The following is a 21,828-nucleotide window of genomic DNA, read 5'->3' as shown; positions in this document are numbered from 1 at the left end:
CAAGCGTGGTAGTAGTCAGACGTCGGTGGACCCGAGAGGTGGGGGCGAGCCTTGTCCGGAGCAGAACTGTCCGCGGTGATGAAGCTGCTGGGAGCCGTCGCCAAGCCCGCGACCGACAGGCTGAAGCGGCAGGAAGGCGTAGTTGCGACACTGCGCAAGGCCGGTCTGGCGCCCGAGGTTCCGCCATCTGATTTCCGTGGCGTCTACACCTACACCGTCGTCGAGTACTGCTACGGCAAACCCGAGCCGGTGCTCCGTCTCTTTCAGAACGAATACGTGCGAGCGGCGTTCGAGAAGTCCTTCGCCACCGGCGAGGCGGCCCATCTCGACCGTGAGATCGACGAGATTCTGCAGTGGAACGACGAGACCGGTGCACTCGGCCGCATCGACTACAACCTGGCCCGCGAGGTCACCGGCTTCTCCGTCGTCTTCAACCGTCTCGTCGACCGCACCCGAACGGCCGCTGAGACGCGCATGGAGCGGGAGGTTCGGGACGTCAAGGGCGGTGTGCGCGACGTTCAGGAGTCACTGTCCACGCTGGTCAAGCGCCTGGACAGGATGAACTCGCGGGAGGAGATCCTGCGCCAGGAGGGTCCTGACCGGTCTCCGCTGAGCCACCTGGCCTACGAGGTGCGCGAATGGTTCGCCGCCGTGGAATACAAGATCCTGTCGGAGCCGGAGAGCGGCCCGGACGAGTTCGTCTGGCTCGTTCGCGTGCCGGCCCGCCGCGGCTTCGAGACCGTCCTGGTGCTCGGCCGGAGCGGCGAACTGAATGCGCCGGACGTCGAGCGGGCCGCCGGCCTAGTGGCGACCCACCACGCGGCCGAGGGCTGGGTGATCGTTCCCCAGCGCATCAGCCCGGCCGCGAGGGTCGCCGACGAGGATCTGGACCAGATCTACTGCTACACGCTCGACGAGCTGATCGACGAGCGAGCCGACTTCGAGCCGTACCTGACCTGGCTGGAGAACGAGGTCCGCAGCCGCGGGATCGACCAGCGATACGTGCCGCTGTCCTGCTTCAAGGAAGAACCGGACAAGCGGACCGGCCGCGTCGCCGCGTCGAGTCACTACTCGTGGCGCGAGGGCGGGCTCGACGACTACGTACGGGCGTGGGTCGACGACAACGCCAAGGAACACCTGTCCATCCTGGGCGAGTTCGGCATGGGCAAGAGCTGGTTCAGCCTGCACTTCGCCTACACCGTCGCCCAGGAGTGGCGGGCCGCCAAAGCTGCGGGCCGTAAGCGTCCCCGCCTGCCCCTGGTGATCCCGCTGCGCGACTACGCCAAGGCGGTCAGCCTGGAGTCCCTGTTCTCCGAGTTCTTCTTCCGCAAGCACGAGATCCTGCCGAACGGCTACCGCGTCTTCGAGACCCTGAACCGCATGGGCCGCCTGCTGCTGATTTTCGACGGCTTCGACGAGATGGCCGCGCGGGTCGACCGCCAAGCGATGATCAACAACTTCTGGGAGCTGGCCCGGGCCGTCGTGCCCGGCTCGAAGGTGCTGCTCACCTGCCGCACCGAGCACTTCCCGGAGGCACAGGAGGGCCGCAACCTGCTCGGCGCTCGGCTGGTCGCGTCGACCGCGGCTCTGACCGGTGAGCCACCGCAGTTCGAGGTGGTAGAGCTGAAGCCGTTCGACGACGACCAGATCTTCCAGATGCTCGAACGGCTGACAACCGAGGAGACCCGGGAGACGATCCTGCGGAACAAGGACCTCGTCGATCTGATGCGTCGGCCGGTTATGGCCGACCTCGTTCTCACCGCGCTCCCGAGAATCGAAGGTGGTGCGAAGGTCGACATCGCGCGGGTCTATCTCTACGCGGTCCAGCACAAGATCGACGCCGACATCCGGGCCGAGCGCACCTTCACCTCGCTCGCCGACAAGGTGTTCTTCCTCTGCGAGCTGTCCTGGTTCATGCTCACGGAGTCGATGCTGAGCATCAACTACCGTGCGATCCCTGATCACATCCGCGCCTGGTTCGGGCCGGCCGTGCAGGAACAGCGCGACCTCGACCATTGGCACTACGACATGCTCGGCCAGACGATGCTGGTCCGGAACGCCGAAGGTGACTACACACCAGCCCACCGGTCGTTGCTCGAGTTCTTCGCGGCCTACAAGATCGCGGCCGAGCTCGGCATCATGAACACCGACTTCATGGCCTTGGTCGGCGCGACCAAACCGACCGAGGCCCCGTCCTTCCGCTGGTCCAAGCTGCCCAGCATCGAAATTGACGTCCGGGTGACGGCCGGCGGATGGCTGCCCGAGGATGCCAAGCAGCACACGAGGACTCTCAGCGGCATGGTCCTGGACGACGCGGTTTTCGATCTCATGCTGCCAATGCTGACCGGTGATGTCATCGAACCACTGGTCGAGATGCTGATGGCAGCATCGGCCCTGGGTGCAGAAACATCAGGGACCACCGGAGCCAACATCATCGAGATCCTCGGGCGGCTGGACCGGACAGCTCTGCGTGGCCGGCGGCTCGACGGAGTCGTCTTGCGCGAGGCCGAGCTCGAACGAGGCGGACACGGTATGGACCTGGCCGGTTGCTCGTTGCGCCGAGCCGATCTCGCTGACGTCGGACTCGAAGACGTCGATCTCTCCGGTGCGGACCTAGAGGAAGCGGACTTTACAGTAGCTGATCATCTCGGTTTCGACCGGAAAGCGGTTGCCGCCCTGGCACGGTTGTGGAATGCCGATTTCGTATTCGGCGTCAGTCGGGACTACCGGGTCTATGAGTGGGATCTCACCAACGAACCTGTTCAGGTCTTCGCCGCGCCGGATGATGTCAGTGGCGCAATGCGGCTCTCCGGCGGTGCCACACTCGTCGTCTACAGCGACCTGACGACCGCGAGCGGCCATGCAGGAGCGATGCTTGACCCGGTTGGCGGCGAAGTCAGATACATTCCCATCGAGGGAAGTGCTGGTGATGTGTGGGAAACCGAAGGAAGATCTTACCTGCTGCAATCGCGTCGGTTCGACGTTGGCACGCAATTCTCGGTCCAAGATCTGGCTACCGGAAACCGCGAATCAGAAAGTCTGATCGGGGCTTTGACGGTTACTTTCGAAGTGAACGCCAGTGGTCGGGTCTTTGGCTTGAGCGACCTGCGCGACCCGACTGATGGCGCTCCCGGTTTTGGTCCAGTCGTTGTTTTCGAAATGCTGATGGAGCGCGGTCAGCTCACGTATGTTGAGCGTCGGACCGTCGATCTTTCCGCCCAGTACAACACGGAAATCGAGCTATTCGGCGACAGCGGTGTCGGGCTTCTGCTGGTGGAAGAAAACTTAAGCCTGGCGATTGGGCTAGTCGGTATAGATGCCGACCGTGTGATTGTTCACGGCATTCCGCCGTCGATCGTCAGATCTGGCAATCTGTATCTGAATTACCCGGAATTTCCTGGTCGAAGATTCGCGCTGAACGGTGACGGTACGTTAGTCGCCCTATCGGTAGGCGGAGGCGTTGTCGTACTCGCGCTGAACAACCCTTCGAAGCCGATCCTTGTAATCGGCCCGGACCGTCGGGTCACGAGCTACGCGCTTACGCAGGACGACAAGCTCGTCGTGGCCGACGCCTATGGTGGCCTGACCGCGTACGACGTGCGTTCCGGCGTCGAGATCGCGGACGTGCATGTTGGTACCAAGATGCGAGGCGCGATCCTCCGCGGCGCCACAGGGATCGACCCAGCGGCCCGTAACCAGCTCGAACGGGCCGGGGCGATCTTCGACTGAGCTTGGCGTTAATCGGTTGCATCCGGCTCTCGCGTCGGCCAGAGTCGGGGCATGACGTACTGACGAACCACACCCAGCCCTCTTCATCGGCGCCTCATCGAGGTGTGTCGGTCGTCTCGTCATTTCTGGAGTTCTTGTTTTGTCTGTTCGTGTCTTTGCGTCCGCCGGCAGCTGGATCGAGTCGGACGCGGTTGATCAGTGTCACCGGGTGGCCGGGTTGGACGGCATGGTTCATGTGGCCGGCATGCCCGATCTGCACCCGGGCAAGGGTGCCCCGATCGGGGCCGCCATGCTCTCGTCGGTGCTTTATCCGTTTCTCGTCGGCTCCGACATCGGCTGTGGCATCGCCGTCTTTCCGATCCGCGTCAAGCGGCCGCACCTGGAAAAGCTGGCCGCCCGCTTTCCCGATCTCGACCGGGGCCTCACCCCGGACGACGAGGAGTGGCCTGACGACATTCCGGCCGGGCACCGGGACAGCCTCGGAACGGTGGGGCGGGGCAACCATTTTGTCGAGCTGGCCCGTGTTGATGACGTGTTCCGGCCGTACGAAATCAATAAGGGCGACCTCGTCCTCATCGTGCACAGCGGCTCGCGCGGGTTGGGTGAGAGCATTCTGCGGGCGCACACCGAGGTGCACGGCGCGGGGCCTGCGGCCGATCCAGCGGCTTATCTCAAAGAGCACGATGACGCCGTACGGTGGGGGTCTCTGAACCGCCGTCTCATGGCTGAGCGGGTCGCGAATGCGCTGGGTGCGGTGGTCGAGGCGCCGATTGTGGATGAGTGTCACAACTTCGTCGAAGTGCGGGACGGGCTTTATCTGCACCGTAAGGGCGCGGCTGCCGGGGACGGGCGGGACGTTCTGGTCGCTGGGACGCGGGGCACACCTTCCTACCTGGTTGCGGGGCATGCGGGCGCCGAGGCGAACTTCTCGGTCGCGCATGGTGCGGGGCGCAAGATGTCGCGTGCGGACGCCCTGCGGCGGGGCAAGGCCAAGCACACGGTGGCCGAGTTGCGGCGTACGGCGGTGGGCTCGTTCGTTGTGTGCGGGGATCGGCAGTTGCTGTTCGAGGAGGCGCCGACCGCCTACAAGCGCATCGAGCAGGTGATCGGCGACCTGGTGGCGTACGAGCTGGCCACGTCGGTCGCGGTGACGATTCCGCTCATCACGTACAAGACGAAGGACCGGTCATGAGCCGGGAGCGGGGAAAGGGAACGAGCCGGGAGCAGGGAACGGGCCGAGAGAGCGTGCACCTGCTCATTTCGGCGGGGCGAGGGCCGCGCGAATGCGATTGGGCGCTGGCTGAACTCGTACGGCGGCTGGAAAAGGAGGCCGCGGAAAGCGGAATCACCGTCGGCAAGACGCCCATGCCGAGGTCGGTCGTGATCGAGATCGCCGGGGAAAAGGCCGCCGAATTCGCGAAAAGCTGGACGGGCACGCTCTGCTGGCAGGCTCCGAGCCCGTTCCGGAAAGGGGCCGGCCGCAAGAACTGGTACGTCATCTCGGAACCGTGCTCCATGACGAGCCGGCACACGGTTTTCGACGAGGCCGACGTCGAGATCGTGGCGACGCGCACCGGTGGCCCGGGCGGTCAGCACCGCAACAAGGCGAGCACGGCCGTCCGCGCCACCCACCGTCCCTCGGGGCAGGTGGTCGTCGTGGACACCGAGCGGCAGTTCACGCTGAACCGCCGGATCGCCCTGCGGCTGCTGCGCGAACGCCTCGAAGCGGGCGACGCCGCCGCCGAGCGGGCCGCGGTGACCGCCCGGTGGCGGGTGCACGACGACCTCGTACGGGGAAATCCGACCCGTGTGGAGAGGCCGGTCAGCCCACCGAGCGCCCGTGGAGGAAAGACACCGCCTCGGTCAGGCCGAGGTCGGTGAGGGCGGGGTCGTAGCGGGGGCCGACGTCGCGCATGAACGCGTGCTCACCGCCCGCGTAGACGTGCAGTTCCAGGTCCTCATGCCCCGCCTCGTAGAGCGCGGAGAGGATCTGGACGCGCGCGGCCGCGGGCACGTGCGGGTCCCGCGAGCCAAAGATGATCATCAGGCGGCCGTGGATGTCGGCCGACCGGGACAGCGAGTCGGCCTGGTCCTGGCCGAGCGAGCCGTTGTGCAGGCCGGTCGGATAGAAGCAGACGGTCGAGGCGACCCGCCCGTCGAACGCGGCCCGGAACGCCAGGTGGCCCCCGAGGCAGTAACCGGCCGCGTGCACGCTGGTGACGTCGTCCCGCGCGGCCAGGTGGTCGAGAACGCTCGCGCGGTCTTCGTCGAACTCGGCCGTGGTCATCGACGCCGCCCCGGCCAGCCCGGCCGCCTTGCCCTCGTCGTCGAACTCCAGCGCCACGCCCGCGAGCTCGCCGCGCGGATAGATCTCGGGCACGCACACGATCAGCCCAGCCGCGGCCAGCCGGCGGCACGTCCGCAGCGTCGACTCGGTCAGCTGGAAGATGTCGGAGTAGAGCAGCACCCCCGGCCACCGCCCGCCGCCGGCCGGCGTGAGCACCTTGGCCCGGATCTCGTGACCGGCCCCGGGGATCCGTACGTCCTCTTCGTGCACCTTCATAGAAGCGAACCCTACTGAGTTCCGGGGCGGCGGTTACGCAGGCGGCGCAGCATGCGCGCGTCGCCGAAGCCGACCGCGCGGGCCGCCGCCTCGACCGTGGTGCCGTGGCCGATCAGGTATTCGGCGCGTTCGACGCGGAGCTGCTGCTGGTAGCGCAGCGGTGTCCGGCCGGTCGCGGCGTCGAAGAGCCGGGTCAGCGTCCGCTCGCTCACACCCGCGCCGGCCGCCAGCGACCCCAGCGGGAGCGGCTGCGTGAACTCGGCGTCGATCCTGTCCTGCACGCGGTGCACCACGTCGCTGAGGTGTCCGCGGTGGCGCAGCATGGCCGAGGCCTGCTGCTCGTCGCCGTTGCGCCGGGCGTAGACGACCATCTCGCGTGCCACCCGGGCCGCCACTGCCGGGCCGTGGCGCTGCGCCACCAGGTGCAGCGCGAGGTCGATGCCGCTCGCGATCCCGGCCGACGTCACCACCCGGTCGTCACTGACATAGAGCACATCCCGTACGACCGTGGCCCGCGGAAACTCCCGCGCCAGTCGCTCCTGCAGGTCGTGGTGGGTGGTGCAGCGCCGCCCGTCGAGCAGCCCGGCCCGGGCCAGCGCCTCGGCGCCCGAGCAGACACTGGCCACCGTGCCCCCGGCGGCGTGGTGGTCCGCGACCCGCCGCAGCATGGCCGGCCCGACCGGCCCGTACCCGTCGCGCCAGCCCGGCACCAGCACGAGGTCGTCGCTGGTCAGTGCCGGCCACTCGACCGACGCCTGGAGGGTCACGCCCTGCCAGGACGGCACGGCCGGCGACTCGGCCACGTAGTCGAGGCGGTAGCCGGGCGCGGTCGAGAACACCTGCGCCGGTCCGGCCAAGTCGAGCAGGTGCAGCCGCGGGGTCAGGACGAACACCACCCGGCGCACGATCCGGTCACCCTCCCAGATAGTCGTCCACGCGGCGTACGGCGGCGAACCGGCCGGCCAGCGCGTACTCGGTGCGGGACACCACGTCCGCGGCCGACAGCGTACGCGGGTCGGCCAGCAGTTCCGCCACGGTCTGGTCGGCCGGTGCGGTCCAGTGCGGGATCGGGAACGTGCCGGTGGCATCGGTGACGAAGGTGACGTCGTAGCCGAAGTCGGACGCCACCCGGGACGTGGTCTCGACGCACTGCTCGGTACGCAGTCCGCAGACCGTCACGGCGGTCACCCCACTTGCGGTGAGGTACTGCTGCAGGTTGGTCGTGCTGAAAGCGTTGTGGGAGGTCTTCACGACAACGTGTTCGTCCTTGGCGGGCTGCAGGTCGTCGACGACCCGGACGTGTCCGCTCGCGGGGTCGAAGAGGTTGCCGGTGCCGGGCTCGGCGTGCAGCACCCAGACGACCTTGTCGCCGGACGCCCGCGCGGCCTCGACGAGACGGTGGACGTTGGCGATCAGGGCCGGGTTGTCGAGGGTGCGCCAGAGCGGCCGCTGCCGGAACGACTCCTGGACGTCGATGACGAGAAGGGCTGTGGTCATACACCGAGCGTGCGCCGTCCGGCCGGGGCCCGGACAGACACCATCGCGACCCGAGGCGGAACGATCCGGTCGGTCGCCCGAGGCGTCCGGGCGAAAGCGACGCGATAATGCGAGCGTGCAGAGTGCATACGAGTACGTCGATGTCGTCCGGCCGCCGCGACTGCGCGCCGGCGACCACGTGCGCCTGGTGGCGCCCACCGGCGCGCCCGACGGCGCCGAGATCGAACGCGTCGGACAGGTGCTCAAGAATCTGGGCCTGGAGGTGTCGGCCGGCCGGCACGCCTTGGACGCCCTCGACACCGGGGACCGGGTGCAGGACATCGACCGCGCCCTGCGCGACCTGTCGATCAAGGCGATCATCGCCGTCGGCGCCGGGACCGACGCCCACCGCATAGCCGACGACCTCGACTTCACCACCGCCGCGCACCTGCCGACGCTGCTGGTCGGGTTCCGCGAGTGCACCATCCTGCACCTGGCCTTCTGGGAAAGGGCGGGGCTGGCCGGCATCTACGGCGTACCGGACTCCTCGTTCCCGGCGGTGGCGTTCGGGACCGAGCCGGTGGTGGTGCGCAGCGACCCCGACTCGCACACGGCCGAGCTGACCACGCGCGGCCGGGCGACCGGGGTGCTGCTCGGCGGCGACCAGGAACAGATCGCGACCGCCGCGGGCTGGGTGCTGCCGAGCCTGCACGGGGCGATACTGCTGCTCGAAGCGTACGGGCTGAGACTCGAACAGATCGACCGCCAGCTCACCATGCTGCAGCGCACGGGACGGCTTCAGGGCGTACGGGGAGTGGCGGTCGGCCGTTACGTGGAGTGCGGTCCGGGCGATGTGCTCCGTGTGTTGCGTGACCGGCTGGCCCCGCTCGGCGTACCGATTCTGGGCGGTGTGCCGATCGGTCAAGGGGCGATTCCGGTCGGCACCCCGGCCATGCTGGACGCCGATTCCGGCACCCTCACGATCGAGCCGGCAGTTTCCTAGCGGGATTGTCGATTCGGGGCCCCCGGCGTTCGTCGGTGGGGTGACAGTGACCCACGACGAAGGGGAAGAACCATGGCGAAGTACACCCTGCTGATCTACGGCGACTCGGCCCGGTGGGAGGCGCTGACCGCCGAGGAGCGCGAGGCCCACGACGCCGCGCACGCCGAGTTCCGCGCGGCGGCCGGCGACCGGATCCTCGGTGGGCAGGAACTGGAACCGTCGCCGAACGCCACCACGCTGCGCGGGTCCACGACCTCGGACGGGCCGTTCCTCGAGACCAAGGAGGCGCTGGGCGGGTTCTACATGATCGAGGCGGCCGACCTGGACGAGGTGCTGGCGCTGGCCAAGCTGCTCCCCGAGGTGCGCGCCGAGCACAGCGGCGTCGAGATCCGCCCGGTCGTCGATCACCCGTGACCGCGGTCTCCGAGGCCCTCGCCGACGCCCACCGCCGCGACTGGGCGCAGGTGCTGGCGACCACGGCCCAGGTCACGCGCGATCTGGACCTGGCCGAGGAGTGCACCCAGGATGCGTACGCGCAGGCCCTTTCGACCTGGCCCCGGGACGGCGTGCCGGCGCGCCCCGGGGCCTGGCTCACCCGGGTGGCGCGCAACCGGGCCCTCGATCTCGTACGGCGGGAGGCGGCGCTGCGGCGTCGCCTGCCCCTGCTCGTGATCCCTCCGGCGGCCACGCCCGGCGACCCGTGGGACGACGACCGGCTCCGGCTGATCTTCACCTGCTGCCATCCGGCCCTGTCCCGCGACAACCAGGTGGCCCTGACCGCGCGGCTGGTCTGCGGCCTGTCGGCGGCCGAGGTGGCGCGCGCGTTCCTGGTCTCCGAGCCGACCATGGCGGCCCGCCTGACCCGAGCCAAACGGAAGATCGCCACGGCCCGGATCCCGTACGCGGTCCCGCCGCCGGAGGCTCTGGCCGAGCGCCTGGAACCGGTGCTCGAGGTGGTGCACCTGCTGTTCACGACCGGTCACACGGCGCCGGTCGGCCCGGCCCTGCTGCGCACCGACCTCACCGCGGGCGCGATCCACCTGGCCCGCACGCTGCACCTGCTCATGCCGGCCGCGGCCCCGGTCACGGCCCTGCTGGCGCTGCTGCTGGTGAACGACGCGCGGTCGGCCGCCCGTACCGCCCCCGACGGCCGCCTGATGCTGCTGCCCGACCAGGACCGCACGCTCTGGAACCACACCCAGATCGCGGAGGGTGTGGCCCTGCTGACCGACTCGCTGCGCCGGCACCCGCCGTCACGGTTCTCGGTGGAGGCCGCGATCGCCGCCGTGCACGCCGAGTCCCCGTCGTGGGAGCGGACCGACTGGGACGAGATCGTCCGCCTCTACGCGGTTCTGGCCCGCCTGACCGGCAACTCTCCGGTGGTGGCCCTCAACCGGGCGGTGGCGCTCGGCTTCCGCGACGGCCCAGCGGCGGGCCTGGCCGCGCTGGACCTGCTGACCGCCGAGCCGGCCCTGGCCACCTACCCCTACCTGGCCGCCGCCCGGGCCGATTTCCTGCGCCGCCTGGGCCGCGTGGACGAGGCCGACGCCGGGTACGAGGAGGCGCTGGCGTTGACCGACAACGAGGTCGAGCGGCAGTTCCTCACGTCCCGGCTGGAGAGGCGCAACAGTTCATGACTTCACGACACGCAGTTGTCTCCGGGGCCAGCATCGCCGGTCTCTCGGCCGCGTTCTGGCTCCGCCGCACGGGCTGGGAGGTGACGGTGATCGAGCGAGCGCCGTCCTTCCGCGACGGCGGTCAGAACGTCGACGTGCGGGGCGTGGCTCGCGAGGTCCTGACCCGGATGGGCTTGTTCGACGCGGTCAAGGCGCAGAACACCACGGAAACCGGAACGGTGCTGGTCGACGAGTCCGGCGACGTGCGGGCCGAGCTGCCTTCGGACGGTCCCGACGGTGCCACAGCCGAGCTGGAGGTGCTGCGGGGCGACTTCGCCCGGACGATCCTCGACCACCTGCCCGAGGGTGTGGACCTCCGCTACGGCGAAACCATCGACGGGGTGGACGACCGCACCGTCACGCCTTCGACCGGCGACGCTGTCACCGCCTCGACCGGCGCAGACCTGTTCGTCACCACTTCGACCGGCCACACCCTGCACGCGGACCTGCTGGTCATCGCCGAGGGCGTGCGTTCCACCACCCGCGATCGCCTCTTCGGCGACGAGGTCGAGCGTAACGAGCTCGGCATCACGATGGTCTTCGGAACCATTCCCCGTACGCCATCGGACGACGATCGCTGGCGCTGGTACAACACGGTCGGCGGCCGCCAGATCCACCTGCGCCCCGACAACCACGGCACCACCCGCGCAATCCTGTCCTACGCCCGTGGCGCCGACCTCACGAGTCTCGACCGGGCGGAAGCCTTGGCCGAGGTGCGGAAGCGCTACGCCGACGCCGGCTGGGAGGCACCACGCGTCCTGGACGGGTTCGACACCTCCGACGACGTCTACATCGACCACCTGACCCAGATCCGCATGAAGACGTGGCACCGAGGCCGGGTCGTGCTGGCCGGTGACGCGGCGTGGTGCGTGACCCCGATGGGCGGCGGGGGCGCTTCGCTGGCCCTCACCAGCGGTTACGTGCTCGCTGCGTATCTCGCACAACAGCCGCGGGACATGGAGAGCGCGCTCATCGCGCACGAAAAATGGATGCGCCCCTTGGTGGACGACGTGCAGAAGCTGCCACCGGGAATCGAGCGCTTCGCATACCCGCAGACGCGCCTCGGCCTGACGCTGCGGAGCCTGGCCGACAAAGCGATGACGTCGTCGTTGTTCGCGCCGCTCACGGCCAAGCTGACCCAGGTCGCCGACACCGACCAGCAACTGCCGGAGATTGAGCCCGCAGAGAGCCCGGCAGATCCGGACTGAGCGCCGCCGTCCGGCAATCGGCTTACCGTCTCGGCGACGCGTCTACACAGGAGATTCCGGAACCCGAAGTTTCACTGGTTGAGATCGCCGCAAGGCCACCGAACGCCTCGGGGCTTCAGTGGGAGGCGTCCGGATCTGCCGATGACAGTGCGTTCTGCCGGCGCCTGATGGTGCTGCTCGGCGGCACAGGGCAACAGGCCGGCGACATCGCCGTCGTCGCCCTGCGCCGCCGATGGATCAGTAGAGACCCGAGTACTGCTGGTAACCGGAGCCGTACTGGGCCCGGTCGCCGAACGTGCCCTGACCGGTGCCCAGGCGCCGGAACAGGTTGCCGGCGGTGTCGCGGAGGACCAGGTCGTTCTTCCCGTCCTCGTTGAGGTCACCGGCGCCGATGACGGTGCTGTAGCCGAGCCAGCCGGTGCCGACGATCTTGAGACCGGACTGGAAGGTGCCGTCGCCGTTGCCGTACAGGGCGTACATGGTGCTGTTGGAGTCGAGCTGCATCATCAGGTCGGCCTTGCCGTCGCCGTTGATGTCGCCGTTGCCGACGAAGCGGCTGTAGCCCTTGTAGCCACCCGCGATCTTGACCGAGCCGGACAGGTCGCCCTCGGCGGTGCCCCCGAAGACGAACAGCGCGCCGCTCGCCCGGTCGCGGGCGATGAGGTCGGCGAAGCCGTCGCCGTTGAGGTCACCGGTGTGGATCAGAGCGTCGTACGAGTTCCAGTTGCCCGAGATGGCGATCGACTGCGCGCCGCTGAACGGCAGCGCGTCCCGGCCGAAGTAGGCCCGCATCGAGCCGTCGGACCGACGGATCAGCAGGTCGTTGCGGTTGTCGCCGTTGATGTCGCCGAACGGCACGAGCCCGGACAGCCCGGACAGCGCCTCGGCCGGGCCGTTGGCCACGACCGTGCCGCCGACCCGGGTGAGCAGCCAGCGGCCCTGGCCGGTGCTCGCGCTGGTCAGCCCGAGGATGGTGGGCTGACCGGTGCAGTCATAGCTGTGCAGGGTGGGCGTTCCGCCGCAGTCGATGTAGGTGGTCCCGTTGGCCACCGTGACCTCGCGACCGTCGGCCGTGGCCGCCAACGACCACCGGTAGGTGCCCTGAACGGCCGGCTTGCCGTTCACCTGGCCGTTCCACTGATAGGTCGTGGTCACCCGGGCCGCACCGCCGCTGAGGCGCGCGACGACGGAATCGGAACGCACCTGGGTGATGGTGAGCCGCGTGGCGGTGACCGGGCGGGTCAGCTTCGCGATCACCAGGAAGTTGCCCGGCAGGTCGGTCTCGCTGCTGGCCGAGACGGAGCCGGCCGCCGGCGCCGAGGTGGTGACACCGGGGTCGACGATGTGCACGGCGTTGTCGGCGTCGACCCACGCGACGTTGCCGCCGAACTTGTCGACGGCCCAGGTGATGTTGCGGTCGTCGGTCAGCTCACCCCGGGCGAACGTGGCCAGCGTAGCCGGCTCGCCGAGCGTGCCGCCGGTGAGGTCGAGTCGCACCAGGGCACCGTTGGCGTCGTGCCGCACCAGGAAGTTGTCGCCCAGCAGGTACTGCCCGGCGGGCACGTCGATGCGCTTGCCGCCGTCGATCTCCACGACACCGGCCGGCCCGTTCGCCCCGCAGGTCCAGTACAGGTGCTTGCCGGTCGCCTGCACCTCGGTCTTGGTGCAGCTCGAACCGGTGGTGATCGGCTGCGGACCGGCGCTCGGGGTGTCGGCGCGCAGGTTCCAGTTCTCGATCTGACCGGTCGCGTTGGCCCGCCACAGCGTGTCGAACCACAGGGCGGAGGCCGGGGCGCCGGTGAGCTGGATGCTGCTTCCGTCGGTGCGGTACGCCAACTGGTAGTTGCCGAAGCTGAGCAGCCGGTGGGTCGGCGAGGCGTCGACGAGCTTGGCGTCGCTCCGGATGTTGATCGTGGCGCCACCAGTCGGCGACGACCGCAGGTACGCCGTCGTGACGAAGTCGCCCGTGGTGATGCCGTCCAGGTAGGCCGAACCGGTGTCCGCGCCGTCGATCATCCGGACGCAGACCGCGTCGGTCTGGCAGGGCGTCGGGTTGACGAGCGCGCCGTCGGCCACCGGAGAACCGGTCGTCGGCTCACCGGGCCCGATCTGCTCGGCGAAGTGCCGGTACTCGGGCTTCTCGCTCGGCAGGGGCATCGCCACCGTGTGCCGCACGACGCCCGAAGCGAGCGTCACGCCGGCGTTGACCAGCGGGGCGACCAGCGGCAGAACCACCGACTGGTCGGACGCGGTGACCTTGCGGACCGCGTAGTCACCGATATCGGTGCCGCCGACGAACAGCACGCCGTCCGGCGCCTGCGCGCTGGCCGACTCGCCCCGGGGCACGACCTGCACCGGGGTGCTACTGCCGACCGAGTAGCGCAGCACGGTCTTGTTCGTGGCTCCGGTGCTCGGCGTCACGATGACGTCGTCACCGGCCAGCCGGGCCAGACCCAGCGGAACCGTGGTCAGGAACTCGATGGTCCCCGGAACGGTCGCGGTGCCGTCCAGCACCGCGGCGCGCGACAGGCTCTGCGCCGAGGTGCTGGTGAACAGGCCGATCCGGTCCTTGGTCAGCGTGGTCACGTTGGCCGGCAGCACACCGGCGGGCAGCAGGGCCATCCGGCCGGCGGCCGCGTCCACCAGGCCGTACCGGGGACCGTCGGGATGGACGACCCGCAGCACGGCGCCGGTGTCGTCACCGGCCACGATGGTGAGTCCGGTCGTGCCCGTCGGGACGCCGGTGATCGGTGCGGACGTCCACGACCCGTCCGCGGCGATCCGGCGCAGCTCGGCCGTGGGCGGAGTGCCGGAGGAGATCGCCACCGCCGCCGAGTTGCCCAGCAGCCGGGTGAGCTGCACGTTGCTGCTCACCGGCACGTCCCGCCAGGTGTTGGTGGCCAGGTTCAGCGCCGGCTGGGTCGTCGAGGTGGCCGGGTGGCTGGGCACTCCGCCGAGAAACACCATGGTGTCGCCGCCGGCCGGCGTGGCCGAGAACGTGTTCGGGAGGCTGGTGACCGGTGTGGTCTGCCGATCGGCGTAGGTGGTCCACACCCACGGCCGGTTCGCGGCGCGCTGGTGCAGGAAGCCGGTCTCACCGGCGAAGGCGATCCGGTCGGTCGGATAGACCGGATAGGACGGAGCCGGGATCACCCTCACCTCGGACGGCGGCTCGGCCGCCTGGGCGATGCCGGGTGCGACCAGTCCGACGGCGGCGACCAGGCCGCCGACGGTAGCCGCGAGAGTTCTTCGCATGACTTTTCCCCGTGATCAGTAGAGACCGGCGTGCTCGTAGCCGCCGATAAGTGGCCGATCGCTGAACGTGCCGTCCCGGCGCCGTGCGGGGAGTCCATCGTTGTGCCGCGGCAGCAGGAGGACGGCCCGGAGTGATCAGCCGGATCGTAGACATTCGCCGCTGTCGTTTCAACAGCGATGCCTCCGGCCATACGAAGTTCTCGCCGTCGGACAACTCTGTACTGCCGTTGAGGACTGGACCAAGTCACTCCTGTCGGGCCGCGTCGACGGGCCGCTGGGCTGCACTGTCTGGTGGCGTTTCGTGCGTTGCGATCGAATCGGCTGACTTGCGGGACTACGCTCGCGTCTTCGCTGGGAACTGGGTGGGACGAGGTGCCGGGATGAGTCGTGTTGTGGTGATCGGGGCTACCGGGCACACCGGCAGCTATCTGGTTCCCCGGCTGGTGCGGGCCGGGCATGAAGTGGTGGCGGTCAGCCGTGGGGAGCGTACGGCCCACCAGGAACGGCCTGAATGGGGTGCGGTTGAGCGGGTTGTCGCCGATCGCAAGGATGAGGATGCCGCCGGGACGTTTGCCGGGCGGATAGCGGACCTGCGGCCCGATGTTGTGGTCGATCTGATCTGCTTCACGCCCGACTCGGCTCGCCAACTGGTGGATGCGCTGCGCCCGAGCCGGCCGTTGCTTTTGCACTGCGGCAGCATCTGGGTTCATGGGCCGGCGTTGCGGGTGCCGCTGACCGAGGACGAACCGCGCACGCCGTACGGGGATTACGGGCTTGGCAAGGCGGCCGTTGAGGCGTTGCTGCACCGGGAGACGCTGAGCGGGGGAGTGCCTAGCGTGGTGCTGCACCCGGGGCATATCAGTGGTCCGGGGCGGCGGGCGATCAATCCGGCCGGCAACATGGATGCCGATGTGTGGCGGCGACTCGCGGTGGGGGAACCGGTGGCGTTGCCTGCGCTCGGGATGGGTGTGCTCAACCATGTGCACGCTGATGACGTGGCCCAGGCCTTCGAGCGGGCGATCACCCGGCCGGCTGCGATCGGGTCCAGCTTTCACGTGGTTGCCGAGCAGGCCATGACCAGCCGGGGGCTGGCGACTGGCGTGGCTGCCTGGTTCGGGCGCCGGGCTGAACTCGAGCTGGTCGACTGGCCTGAGTTCGAGGAGCGGGCGGGGGCCGAGCATGCCGCCGTCACCCGTGAGCACATCGAGCGCGGGATCTCGGCGAGCATCGAGCGGGCCCGTTCGGTTCTTGGCTACGCCCCTCGCTACACCTCGCTGGAAGCTCTGCACGGCTCACTGACATGGATGGTCGCCAACGGCCAAGCCGACGTGGGCGGACAGGCATTCTGAGCCCGCGGGAGCAAAGAGCGCCGGAGTAAAAGCGAAGAGCGGTCGGTACGGCGTACGGGGCAATTTGTCGTTTGCTCTGGTTGTTGATCACGGCGGGGCGGGAGCGGCGCGGCGGACTACGCTCGATCTATGGCATGGATCACGGCGGGAGTCGTGCTCGCGGGGGGAGCGGGCCGCCGGTACGGGCTGCCCAAGGCGCTGATCCGCTACCCGGACCGCCTGCTTGTGCAGCGGGCCGCCGACACCCTGCGTGAGGCCGGCACCTCACCGAACGTCGTCGTGCTCGGGGCGGAAGCGCAGCGCGTGACCGCCGAAGCCCCCGATCTGCCGCGCGTCGTGGTCAACGAGGAATGGGCGACCGGCATGGGGTCGTCGCTGCGGGCGGGGCTGCGGGCGCTCATCGCGGAACCGGAGCCGGTCGACGCGGCGGTGATCCTGCTGGTGGACATGCCGGGCATCACGGCCGAGGCGGTGCGGCGCGTGGTCGAGCACGCCGACCCGGACGCGCTGGTGATGGGCGGTTACGGCGGCCGGCGCGGGCATCCGGTGCTGCTCGGCCGTGCGCACTGGGTGGGCGTGATCGCCTCGGCGGTGGGTGATCAGGGCGCCCGGGGGTATCTCAAGAGCCGTCCCGTACGCGTCGTGCCCGTCGACGATGTGGCCGACGATCTCGATCTCGACGTTCCGGAGCTGAACCCTCATGCGTGATGTGCTGGACAGGCTGCTGGCCTGGTGGGAGGCGGGCGAGCCGGTCGGACTCGCCACGGTGACGGCGACCTGGTCGAGCGCGCCCCGGCAACCGGGCGCGGCCATGGTCGTCGGGCCGGACGGCGAGGTGGTGGGCAGCGTCTCCGGCGGGTGTGTCGAGGGTGCGGTCTACGAGCTGTGCCGCGAGGTCATCGAGACCGGCGAGGCGCGCACGGCCCGCTACGGCGTCAGCGACGACGACGCGTTCGAGGTGGGCCTGACCTGCGGCGGCATCATCGAGCTGCTGATCGAGCGGGTCGACCGGGAGTCGTTCCCGCAACTGCCCGAACTGGCCCGCGCGATCGGGGAAGGCCGTCCGGTGGCCCTGATGACGCGGCTCGACGGGGCCCGGCATCTGCTGATCACGCCGGACGAGCGTACGGGAACTCTGGGCGGTGACCGGGTCGACGACGCCGTCACCGACGACGGGCGCGGGCTGCTCGCTGCGGGGCGTACCGGTGTTCTCCACTACGGACCGTCGGGCGAGCGCCGCGGGGAAGGACTGTCCGTGCTGGTTGCGTCGTTCGCGCCGCCGGCCCGGATGCTCGTCTTCGGCGCCACCGACCACGCCGCGGCGACCGCGCGCATCGGGTCGTTCCTGGGCTATCACGTGACCGTCTGCGACGCCCGGCCCATCTTCGCGACCAGGCGCCGGTTCCCGTCGGCCGACGAGGTCGTGGTCGACTGGCCCCACCGCTATCTGAACGCCGAGGTCGAAGCGGGCCGGATCGACGAGCGGACCGTCCTCTGTGTGCTCACCCACGACCCCAAGTTCGACGTGCCGGTGCTGGAGGTGGCGCTGCGGCTGCCGGTCGCGTACGTGGGGGCGATGGGCTCCCGCCGCACCCACGACGACCGCAACAAGCGCCTGCAGGAGGCCGGGCTCTCCGACGCCGACCTGGCCCGGCTCAGTTCACCGGTCGGACTCGACCTGGGCGCGCGCACCCCCGAGGAGACCGCGGTCAGCATCGCGGCCGAGATCGTGGCGCTGCGCTGGGGCGGCACGGGCGCCCGCCTGACCGCGACCGCGGGCCGCATCCACCCCGACTAGACGACCGCCGGGGCATATTCGAGCAGCACCACACCAGAAGCGAACTGCTGCGTCCGTACGGGTGCGAGGCGCAGTCCCGCATCGTCGAACAAGCGGGTTCCGCGCCCCTGCGCGAGGGGATAGACGAAGAGCCGGAACAGGTCGACGAGCCCGGTCGGAATGAGCGAGTGCACGAGCCGAGTGCTGCCGGTGACGGTGATGTCCTTGCCGTCCAAGGCTTTCAGCGCCGCGATGTCCTCGGCGAGATCCCCGTTCAGGATCGTCGTGTTCTGCCAGTCCACCTTGTCCAGACTTCCCGACACCACGTATTTCGAGACCCGGTTCAGATAGTCGGTGATCGGCCCCTGCTGATGCGGCCAGAAACCGGCGAATTCCTCGTACGTCACCCGGCCCAGCACCAGGGCGTCGGAGTCGGCGCTGTTCTGGGCGTTCACCGCTTCCAGTTCGTCGTCGGTCGTCATCGGATCGAACCAGTCACCGATCGGCGCGATGATGCCGTCGACGGTGATGTTCTCGGTCACCACGAGTCTGCGCATGGGCTGCTCTTACCCCGTACGGGCGGTCCACAACGTCGCCGAGCGCCGCAGCACGAATCCCGGCAGTTCGACCATTCTCTCGAGCAGCCGCGCGTGCATCTCGGCCCGGCGGAACGGGGTCAGGCCGTCGATGAACCGGCCCGACCCGTGCGATCGGCTCCACTGCCAGTAGGTCTCGCCGTCCGGCACCGGAATCGCGATATCGAGCGGTTCGGCGCGCAGATCGACCAGCCCGGGAAAACCGTCCTCGATGTCGAAATCGTTCCCGTGGCGGCCGTCGCCGTCCTGCTGGAACTGCCGGTATTCCGCGTACAGATCGACCAGCGGGTCGGTGGTGTCGCCCGCCTCGGGAACGGTGAACGCCACCCGGCCGCCCGGCTTCGTGACCCGGATGACTTCGCGCAGAGTCGCCTCCGGGTCGGCCACGATGTGGATGGCGAAGCCGCACACGACCAGATCGAAGGTCGCGTCCGGAAAATCGAGGCGGGCCGAGTCCATCACGCTCGCGGAAATGCCGGGATAGGCGCCGCGCACCAGCTCGATCATTCGCGGAGCGGCGTCGACCGCGGTGACCACGGCCCCACGGTCGAGTAGCGCACCGGTCAGCGCTCCGCGACCACAGGCCAGGTCCAGGGCCCGTACGCCGGAAGGAAGCGCAAGCCTCTCGACGGCGGCCGTGGCAAAGGCCGAGAAGAACGGCAGCACCTCGTCGTAGCGCTCGGCCACCCCGTCGAAGTGGGCCACCACGGCATCGGTCATCGCTTGACCAGCCCTCGCACGGCGGCCAGGCCCAACGCCGTACGCGGATGGTAGGCCGTCGTCCACAGACCGCCGTGCACGGCTGACACCGCCTCGTCCTGCCACGCGGCCGGCGCCGACGAGCGGGGCTTGCGGATCTGGTGGACCAGCAGCAGGGCCATCAGGCGGTTGGCGGTGGCCGGCTCGAAGATCTCCACGTCGAACAGGTGCGCCCCCGCGTAGGCCGCGGCCAGCAGGCGGTTGCTGGTCACCGAACGGGTGCGGGTCGGCGGGGCCACGGCGAAGCTCACCACGCCGTCGCGCCGGGTCACCGACGCCCGCCAGCGCTGGATCCGCTTGGCCAGCGCGTAGTTCGGGCCCTGCTGCGGCACCAGGCTGTCGTTGACGGCCTCGCCGGGATAATTGGGCTGCAGCAGGCGACCGGCCGAGAGGGCGCCGGTCGTGCGGGCCAGGCGGGACCGGCGCTCGAAGCGCGACCGGGAGAGCTCCACGGCGGTCGGCGGCACCGCGAAGACGTCGGTCGGGGTGGCCAGGAAGGCCAGCGCGACGTCGTCCCGGCGGGCGCGGAGATGCGTGGCCAGGGCGTCCACGGCGACCGAGAGACGGGCGTACGCGGCCCCGGGCGCGTAGACGTAGTTGCCCAGGATCAGCCGGCCCTCCAGCCCGGCCAGCCAGTGCGCGACGGCCCCCAGCTCGGTGAGCAGGTCGGCCCCGGCCGGTCGGCCCGGCCGTTGAGGCGTGATCAGGCGGCCGGCGCTCGGGACGGCCGCGACCCGGTCCCAGACCCGCGGCAGGTCGATCCCGACCACGGTTCCGCCCCAGGTCAGCACGGCCGGCAGTGGGCCCATCTCGGCCCCCGCGCCCAGCACGACGAGGCGCTGATCGGAGAGGTCGAGCCAGTCCGGGTTGGCGGCCACGTCCCGTACGGCGTCGGCGCACGACTGCTCGACCACACCGCCCGCCACCCAGGCGTCCAGCTGCCGTTGCAGGGCGGGCCCGCGCAGCAGCTCACCCCGGTAGGGCAGCACGACCTCGGTCTCGCGTTCGGCGTCGCCGTCGACCGTCAGCGTCTCGAACGGCTGGGACGGCTCGGTGATCTCGACCGGCATCCGGGAGTGCACGGACGCGAGCCCGGCCTCGGCGATGTCGTACCCGTCGGAGAGCCCCGCCGACACCAGGGCGCGGAAGTGACGCAGGTAGCCGCGCCGCCAGTCCTTCTCGGCGAGGGCGGCGTCGGCGGCGGCGGGGTCGGCCACACGCAGCGCGTCGGCCACCACGTGGCGGCCGAGGGCGGAGCTGCTGCGCCGGCCGGACTCATCGGCGGGGAAGTCGATCACGCGCGCCAGTATCCATGGCCGGGCCGCCTCCTACCTAGGGAGGAGACCGCCTCGGACCGGCGGCCGCGACCGGGACCCGCGGGCGGACGATCCAGGCCCCGGACCCGGCGAGGCTGCGGTCATGAGAAGCGAGAGATGGCACCGGCCCCTGCTGCTGATGACCGCGGCCATGGCCGTGCTGACCGTGATCACCGCCGTCGGGGTCTTCGCCGACGACCGCGTGCTGGTCGGCGCCCCGGTCTGGCTCAAGCCGTTCAAGTTCTCGGTCTCGTTCACCGTGTACGGCCTCACCCTGGCCTGGATGCTGGCCGTGCTGCCGCGGCGCAGCCGGGTCGCCGAGTGGGCAGCCACGGTGATCGTCGCCGCCTCGGTGGCCGAGGTCGCGATCATCACGTTCCAGGCCGCCCGCGGGCATCGCAGCCACTACAACAACGCCACCCCGCTCGACGAGCAGCTCTGGACGCTCATGGGCAACGTGATCGTGGTGCTGTTCCTCGCCCACCTGGTGATCGGCGTGGTGGCGCTCGTGCAGCGGATCCCGGACCGCACGGCCGCGTACGCGATCCGCGCCGGCCTGCTGCTCTCGCTGCTCGGCATGCTGGCCGCAGTCCCGATGGTGCTGCCGATGCAGCAGGACACCGGCATCGAGGGCATCGCGGGCGCGCACGCGGTCGGGGTGCCGGACGGCGGGCCCGGCCTGCCCCTCGTCGGCTGGAGCACGACCGGCGGCGACCTGCGCATCGGTCACTTCATCGGCCTGCACGGCCTGCAGGCGTTGCCGTTGCTGGCGATCCTGCTGACCCGGCTGGGGGTGCGGGCTCGCGCGCGGCTGGTCGTGGTCGCGGCTTTCGCGTACGGCGGGTTGACCGTGATCCTGACCTGGCAGGCGCTGCGGGGTCAGGCGTTGCTGCGGCCGGACGCCCTGACCCTGACCGCGCTGGCCGCCTTGATCGTCGTGAGCGCGCTGGCCGCCCTGGCCATGATCAAGTCATACTGGGGTCACCAAAAACCCACCCTCCCAGGGGGCTCCCCCGCCAAGCATTCTGACGGAAATCGCGGCTCCGCGCCGGACGAGGCGAGCGACCTGTGGATAACTCCGAGCCTGTGGACAACGCGGAAGTGATCGGCCCCGAACCTTC

18 protein-coding genes are annotated in these 21,828 nt (G+C 69.7%); 11 read left to right on the top strand and 7 right to left on the bottom strand.

Annotated elements, in window-relative coordinates; genetic code table 11:
• The first annotated feature begins 78 nt into the window (after positions 1-78).
• The 3 genes from JIG36_RS42180 to JIG36_RS42170 all read left to right on the top strand — a co-directional run bounded on the left by JIG36_RS42180 (position 79) and on the right by JIG36_RS42170 (position 5,610).
• Complete coding sequence (locus tag JIG36_RS42180) at positions 79-3,729, top strand: NACHT domain-containing protein (RefSeq protein WP_203382471.1); 3,651 nt, start codon at positions 79-81, stop codon at positions 3,727-3,729.
• A gap of 121 nt (positions 3,730-3,850) precedes the next feature.
• A complete protein-coding gene (locus tag JIG36_RS42175) occupies positions 3,851-4,921 on the top strand; it encodes an RNA ligase RtcB family protein (RefSeq protein ID WP_203382498.1) in 1,071 nt (356 codons plus the stop codon).
• Complete coding sequence (locus JIG36_RS42170) at positions 4,918-5,610, top strand: peptide chain release factor-like protein (RefSeq protein WP_203382469.1); 693 nt, start codon at positions 4,918-4,920, stop codon at positions 5,608-5,610. Before JIG36_RS42175 ends, JIG36_RS42170 begins: the two co-directional genes overlap by 4 nt.
• On the opposite strand, the gene JIG36_RS42165 is transcribed toward JIG36_RS42170, so the two are convergent.
• Genes JIG36_RS42165 through JIG36_RS42155 form a run of 3 tightly spaced genes read right to left on the bottom strand, consistent with a single transcriptional unit; the run spans position 5,552 to position 7,789 of the window.
• Positions 5,552-6,292, bottom strand: a complete 741-nt coding sequence (locus tag JIG36_RS42165) for a dienelactone hydrolase family protein (protein WP_203382467.1) — start codon at positions 6,290-6,292, stop codon at positions 5,552-5,554. The two genes, JIG36_RS42170 and JIG36_RS42165, sit on opposite strands and share 59 nt — an antisense overlap.
• 11 nt (positions 6,293-6,303) lie before the next feature.
• Positions 6,304-7,197, bottom strand: a complete 894-nt coding sequence (locus JIG36_RS42160; protein ID WP_203382465.1) for a GlxA family transcriptional regulator — start codon at positions 7,195-7,197, stop codon at positions 6,304-6,306.
• 7 nt (positions 7,198-7,204) lie between these two features.
• Positions 7,205-7,789 (bottom strand): cysteine hydrolase family protein, encoded by a 585-nt coding sequence (locus JIG36_RS42155; RefSeq protein ID WP_203382463.1) that lies wholly within the window; start codon positions 7,787-7,789, stop codon positions 7,205-7,207.
• Between the two features lie 115 nt (positions 7,790-7,904).
• Here JIG36_RS42155 and JIG36_RS42150 point away from each other — a divergent pair, with 115 nt between their 5' ends.
• The 4 genes from JIG36_RS42150 (at position 7,905) to JIG36_RS42135 (ending at position 11,655) form a co-directional block, all read left to right on the top strand.
• Entirely contained in the window at positions 7,905-8,771 is an 867-nt protein-coding gene (locus JIG36_RS42150; protein ID WP_203382461.1) for a S66 peptidase family protein, read from the top strand.
• A gap of 72 nt (positions 8,772-8,843) precedes the next feature.
• Positions 8,844-9,185 (top strand): YciI family protein, encoded by a 342-nt coding sequence (locus JIG36_RS42145; RefSeq protein ID WP_203382459.1) that lies wholly within the window; start codon positions 8,844-8,846, stop codon positions 9,183-9,185.
• Between the two features lie 50 nt (positions 9,186-9,235).
• Entirely contained in the window at positions 9,236-10,408 is a 1,173-nt protein-coding gene (locus JIG36_RS42140) for an RNA polymerase sigma factor (protein WP_203382496.1), read from the top strand.
• Positions 10,405-11,655 carry an FAD-dependent monooxygenase gene (locus JIG36_RS42135; protein WP_203382457.1) on the top strand — a complete coding sequence of 417 codons (1,251 nt, stop codon included), beginning with the start codon at positions 10,405-10,407 and terminating at the stop codon, positions 11,653-11,655. The genes JIG36_RS42140 and JIG36_RS42135 overlap by 4 nt, the downstream gene beginning before the upstream one ends.
• A 237-nt stretch (positions 11,656-11,892) precedes the next feature.
• On the opposite strand, the gene JIG36_RS42130 is transcribed toward JIG36_RS42135, so the two are convergent.
• On the bottom strand, positions 11,893-14,910 hold the full coding sequence (locus JIG36_RS42130; RefSeq protein WP_203382455.1) for an FG-GAP repeat domain-containing protein: 3,018 nt from the start codon (positions 14,908-14,910) through the stop codon (positions 11,893-11,895).
• A 380-nt stretch (positions 14,911-15,290) separates the two neighbouring features.
• Between JIG36_RS42130 and JIG36_RS42125 the strand changes: the two genes are divergently transcribed.
• The 3 genes from JIG36_RS42125 (at position 15,291) to JIG36_RS42115 (ending at position 18,057) form a co-directional block, all read left to right on the top strand.
• Positions 15,291-16,259, top strand: a complete 969-nt coding sequence (locus JIG36_RS42125; RefSeq protein WP_203382453.1) for an NAD-dependent epimerase/dehydratase family protein — start codon at positions 15,291-15,293, stop codon at positions 16,257-16,259.
• Positions 16,260-16,388: 129 nt separating this feature from the next.
• A complete protein-coding gene (locus tag JIG36_RS42120; RefSeq protein WP_203382451.1) occupies positions 16,389-16,967 on the top strand; it encodes a nucleotidyltransferase family protein in 579 nt (192 codons plus the stop codon).
• The gene (locus JIG36_RS42115; protein ID WP_203382449.1) at positions 16,960-18,057 is read left to right on the top strand and encodes an XdhC family protein; all 1,098 of its coding nucleotides are present in this window, start codon (positions 16,960-16,962) and stop codon (positions 18,055-18,057) included. The genes JIG36_RS42120 and JIG36_RS42115 overlap by 8 nt, the downstream gene beginning before the upstream one ends.
• Here JIG36_RS42115 and JIG36_RS42110 read toward each other — a convergent pair.
• The 3 genes from JIG36_RS42110 to JIG36_RS42100 are packed head-to-tail and all read right to left on the bottom strand — an operon-like array spanning position 18,054 to position 20,689.
• Positions 18,054-18,593, bottom strand: a complete 540-nt coding sequence (locus tag JIG36_RS42110; RefSeq protein ID WP_203382447.1) for a dihydrofolate reductase family protein — start codon at positions 18,591-18,593, stop codon at positions 18,054-18,056. The genes JIG36_RS42115 and JIG36_RS42110 overlap by 4 nt on opposite strands.
• Positions 18,594-18,602: 9 nt before the next feature.
• Positions 18,603-19,352: a class I SAM-dependent methyltransferase gene (locus JIG36_RS42105; protein WP_203382445.1), complete on the bottom strand. Its 750-nt coding sequence runs from the start codon at positions 19,350-19,352 to the stop codon at positions 18,603-18,605.
• Positions 19,349-20,689, bottom strand: coding sequence for a hypothetical protein (locus tag JIG36_RS42100; RefSeq protein WP_203382443.1), 1,341 nt, complete (start codon positions 20,687-20,689; stop codon positions 19,349-19,351). Before JIG36_RS42100 ends, JIG36_RS42105 begins: the two co-directional genes overlap by 4 nt.
• Before the next feature lie 121 nt (positions 20,690-20,810).
• Between JIG36_RS42100 and JIG36_RS42095 the strand changes: the two genes are divergently transcribed.
• On the top strand, positions 20,811-21,812 hold the full coding sequence (locus JIG36_RS42095) for a hypothetical protein (RefSeq protein WP_236049274.1): 1,002 nt from the start codon (positions 20,811-20,813) through the stop codon (positions 21,810-21,812).
• Positions 21,813-21,828 lie beyond the last annotated feature (16 nt).

Origin of the sequence: Paractinoplanes ovalisporus (assembly GCF_016834655.1) — a bacterium.
In the GTDB taxonomy this organism is placed as follows: domain Bacteria; phylum Actinomycetota; class Actinomycetes; order Mycobacteriales; family Micromonosporaceae; genus Actinoplanes; species Actinoplanes ovalisporus.
This window is presented reverse-complemented; position numbering and strand designations above follow the sequence as displayed.

Excerpts from the sequence above, each read along its gene's own strand:
- JIG36_RS42130 (WP_203382455.1), bottom strand. The coding sequence starts at position 14,910 with ATGCGAAGAACTCTCGCGGCTACCGTCGGCGGCCTGGTCGCCGCCGTC.
- JIG36_RS42125 (WP_203382453.1), top strand. The coding sequence starts at position 15,291 with ATGAGTCGTGTTGTGGTGATCGGGGCTACCGGGCACACCGGCAGCTAT.
- JIG36_RS42110 (WP_203382447.1), bottom strand. The coding sequence starts at position 18,593 with ATGCGCAGACTCGTGGTGACCGAGAACATCACCGTCGACGGCATCATC.
- JIG36_RS42135 (WP_203382457.1), top strand. The coding sequence starts at position 10,405 with ATGACTTCACGACACGCAGTTGTCTCCGGGGCCAGCATCGCCGGTCTC.
- JIG36_RS42145 (WP_203382459.1), top strand. The coding sequence starts at position 8,844 with ATGGCGAAGTACACCCTGCTGATCTACGGCGACTCGGCCCGGTGGGAG.
- JIG36_RS42095 (WP_236049274.1), top strand. The coding sequence starts at position 20,811 with ATGAGAAGCGAGAGATGGCACCGGCCCCTGCTGCTGATGACCGCGGCC.
- JIG36_RS42115 (WP_203382449.1), top strand. The coding sequence starts at position 16,960 with ATGCGTGATGTGCTGGACAGGCTGCTGGCCTGGTGGGAGGCGGGCGAG.
- JIG36_RS42105 (WP_203382445.1), bottom strand. The coding sequence starts at position 19,352 with ATGACCGATGCCGTGGTGGCCCACTTCGACGGGGTGGCCGAGCGCTAC.
- JIG36_RS42155 (WP_203382463.1), bottom strand. The coding sequence starts at position 7,789 with ATGACCACAGCCCTTCTCGTCATCGACGTCCAGGAGTCGTTCCGGCAG.
- JIG36_RS42120 (WP_203382451.1), top strand. The coding sequence starts at position 16,389 with ATGGCATGGATCACGGCGGGAGTCGTGCTCGCGGGGGGAGCGGGCCGC.
- JIG36_RS42170 (WP_203382469.1), top strand. The coding sequence starts at position 4,918 with ATGAGCCGGGAGCGGGGAAAGGGAACGAGCCGGGAGCAGGGAACGGGC.
- JIG36_RS42165 (WP_203382467.1), bottom strand. The coding sequence starts at position 6,292 with ATGAAGGTGCACGAAGAGGACGTACGGATCCCCGGGGCCGGTCACGAG.
- JIG36_RS42180 (WP_203382471.1), top strand. The coding sequence starts at position 79 with ATGAAGCTGCTGGGAGCCGTCGCCAAGCCCGCGACCGACAGGCTGAAG.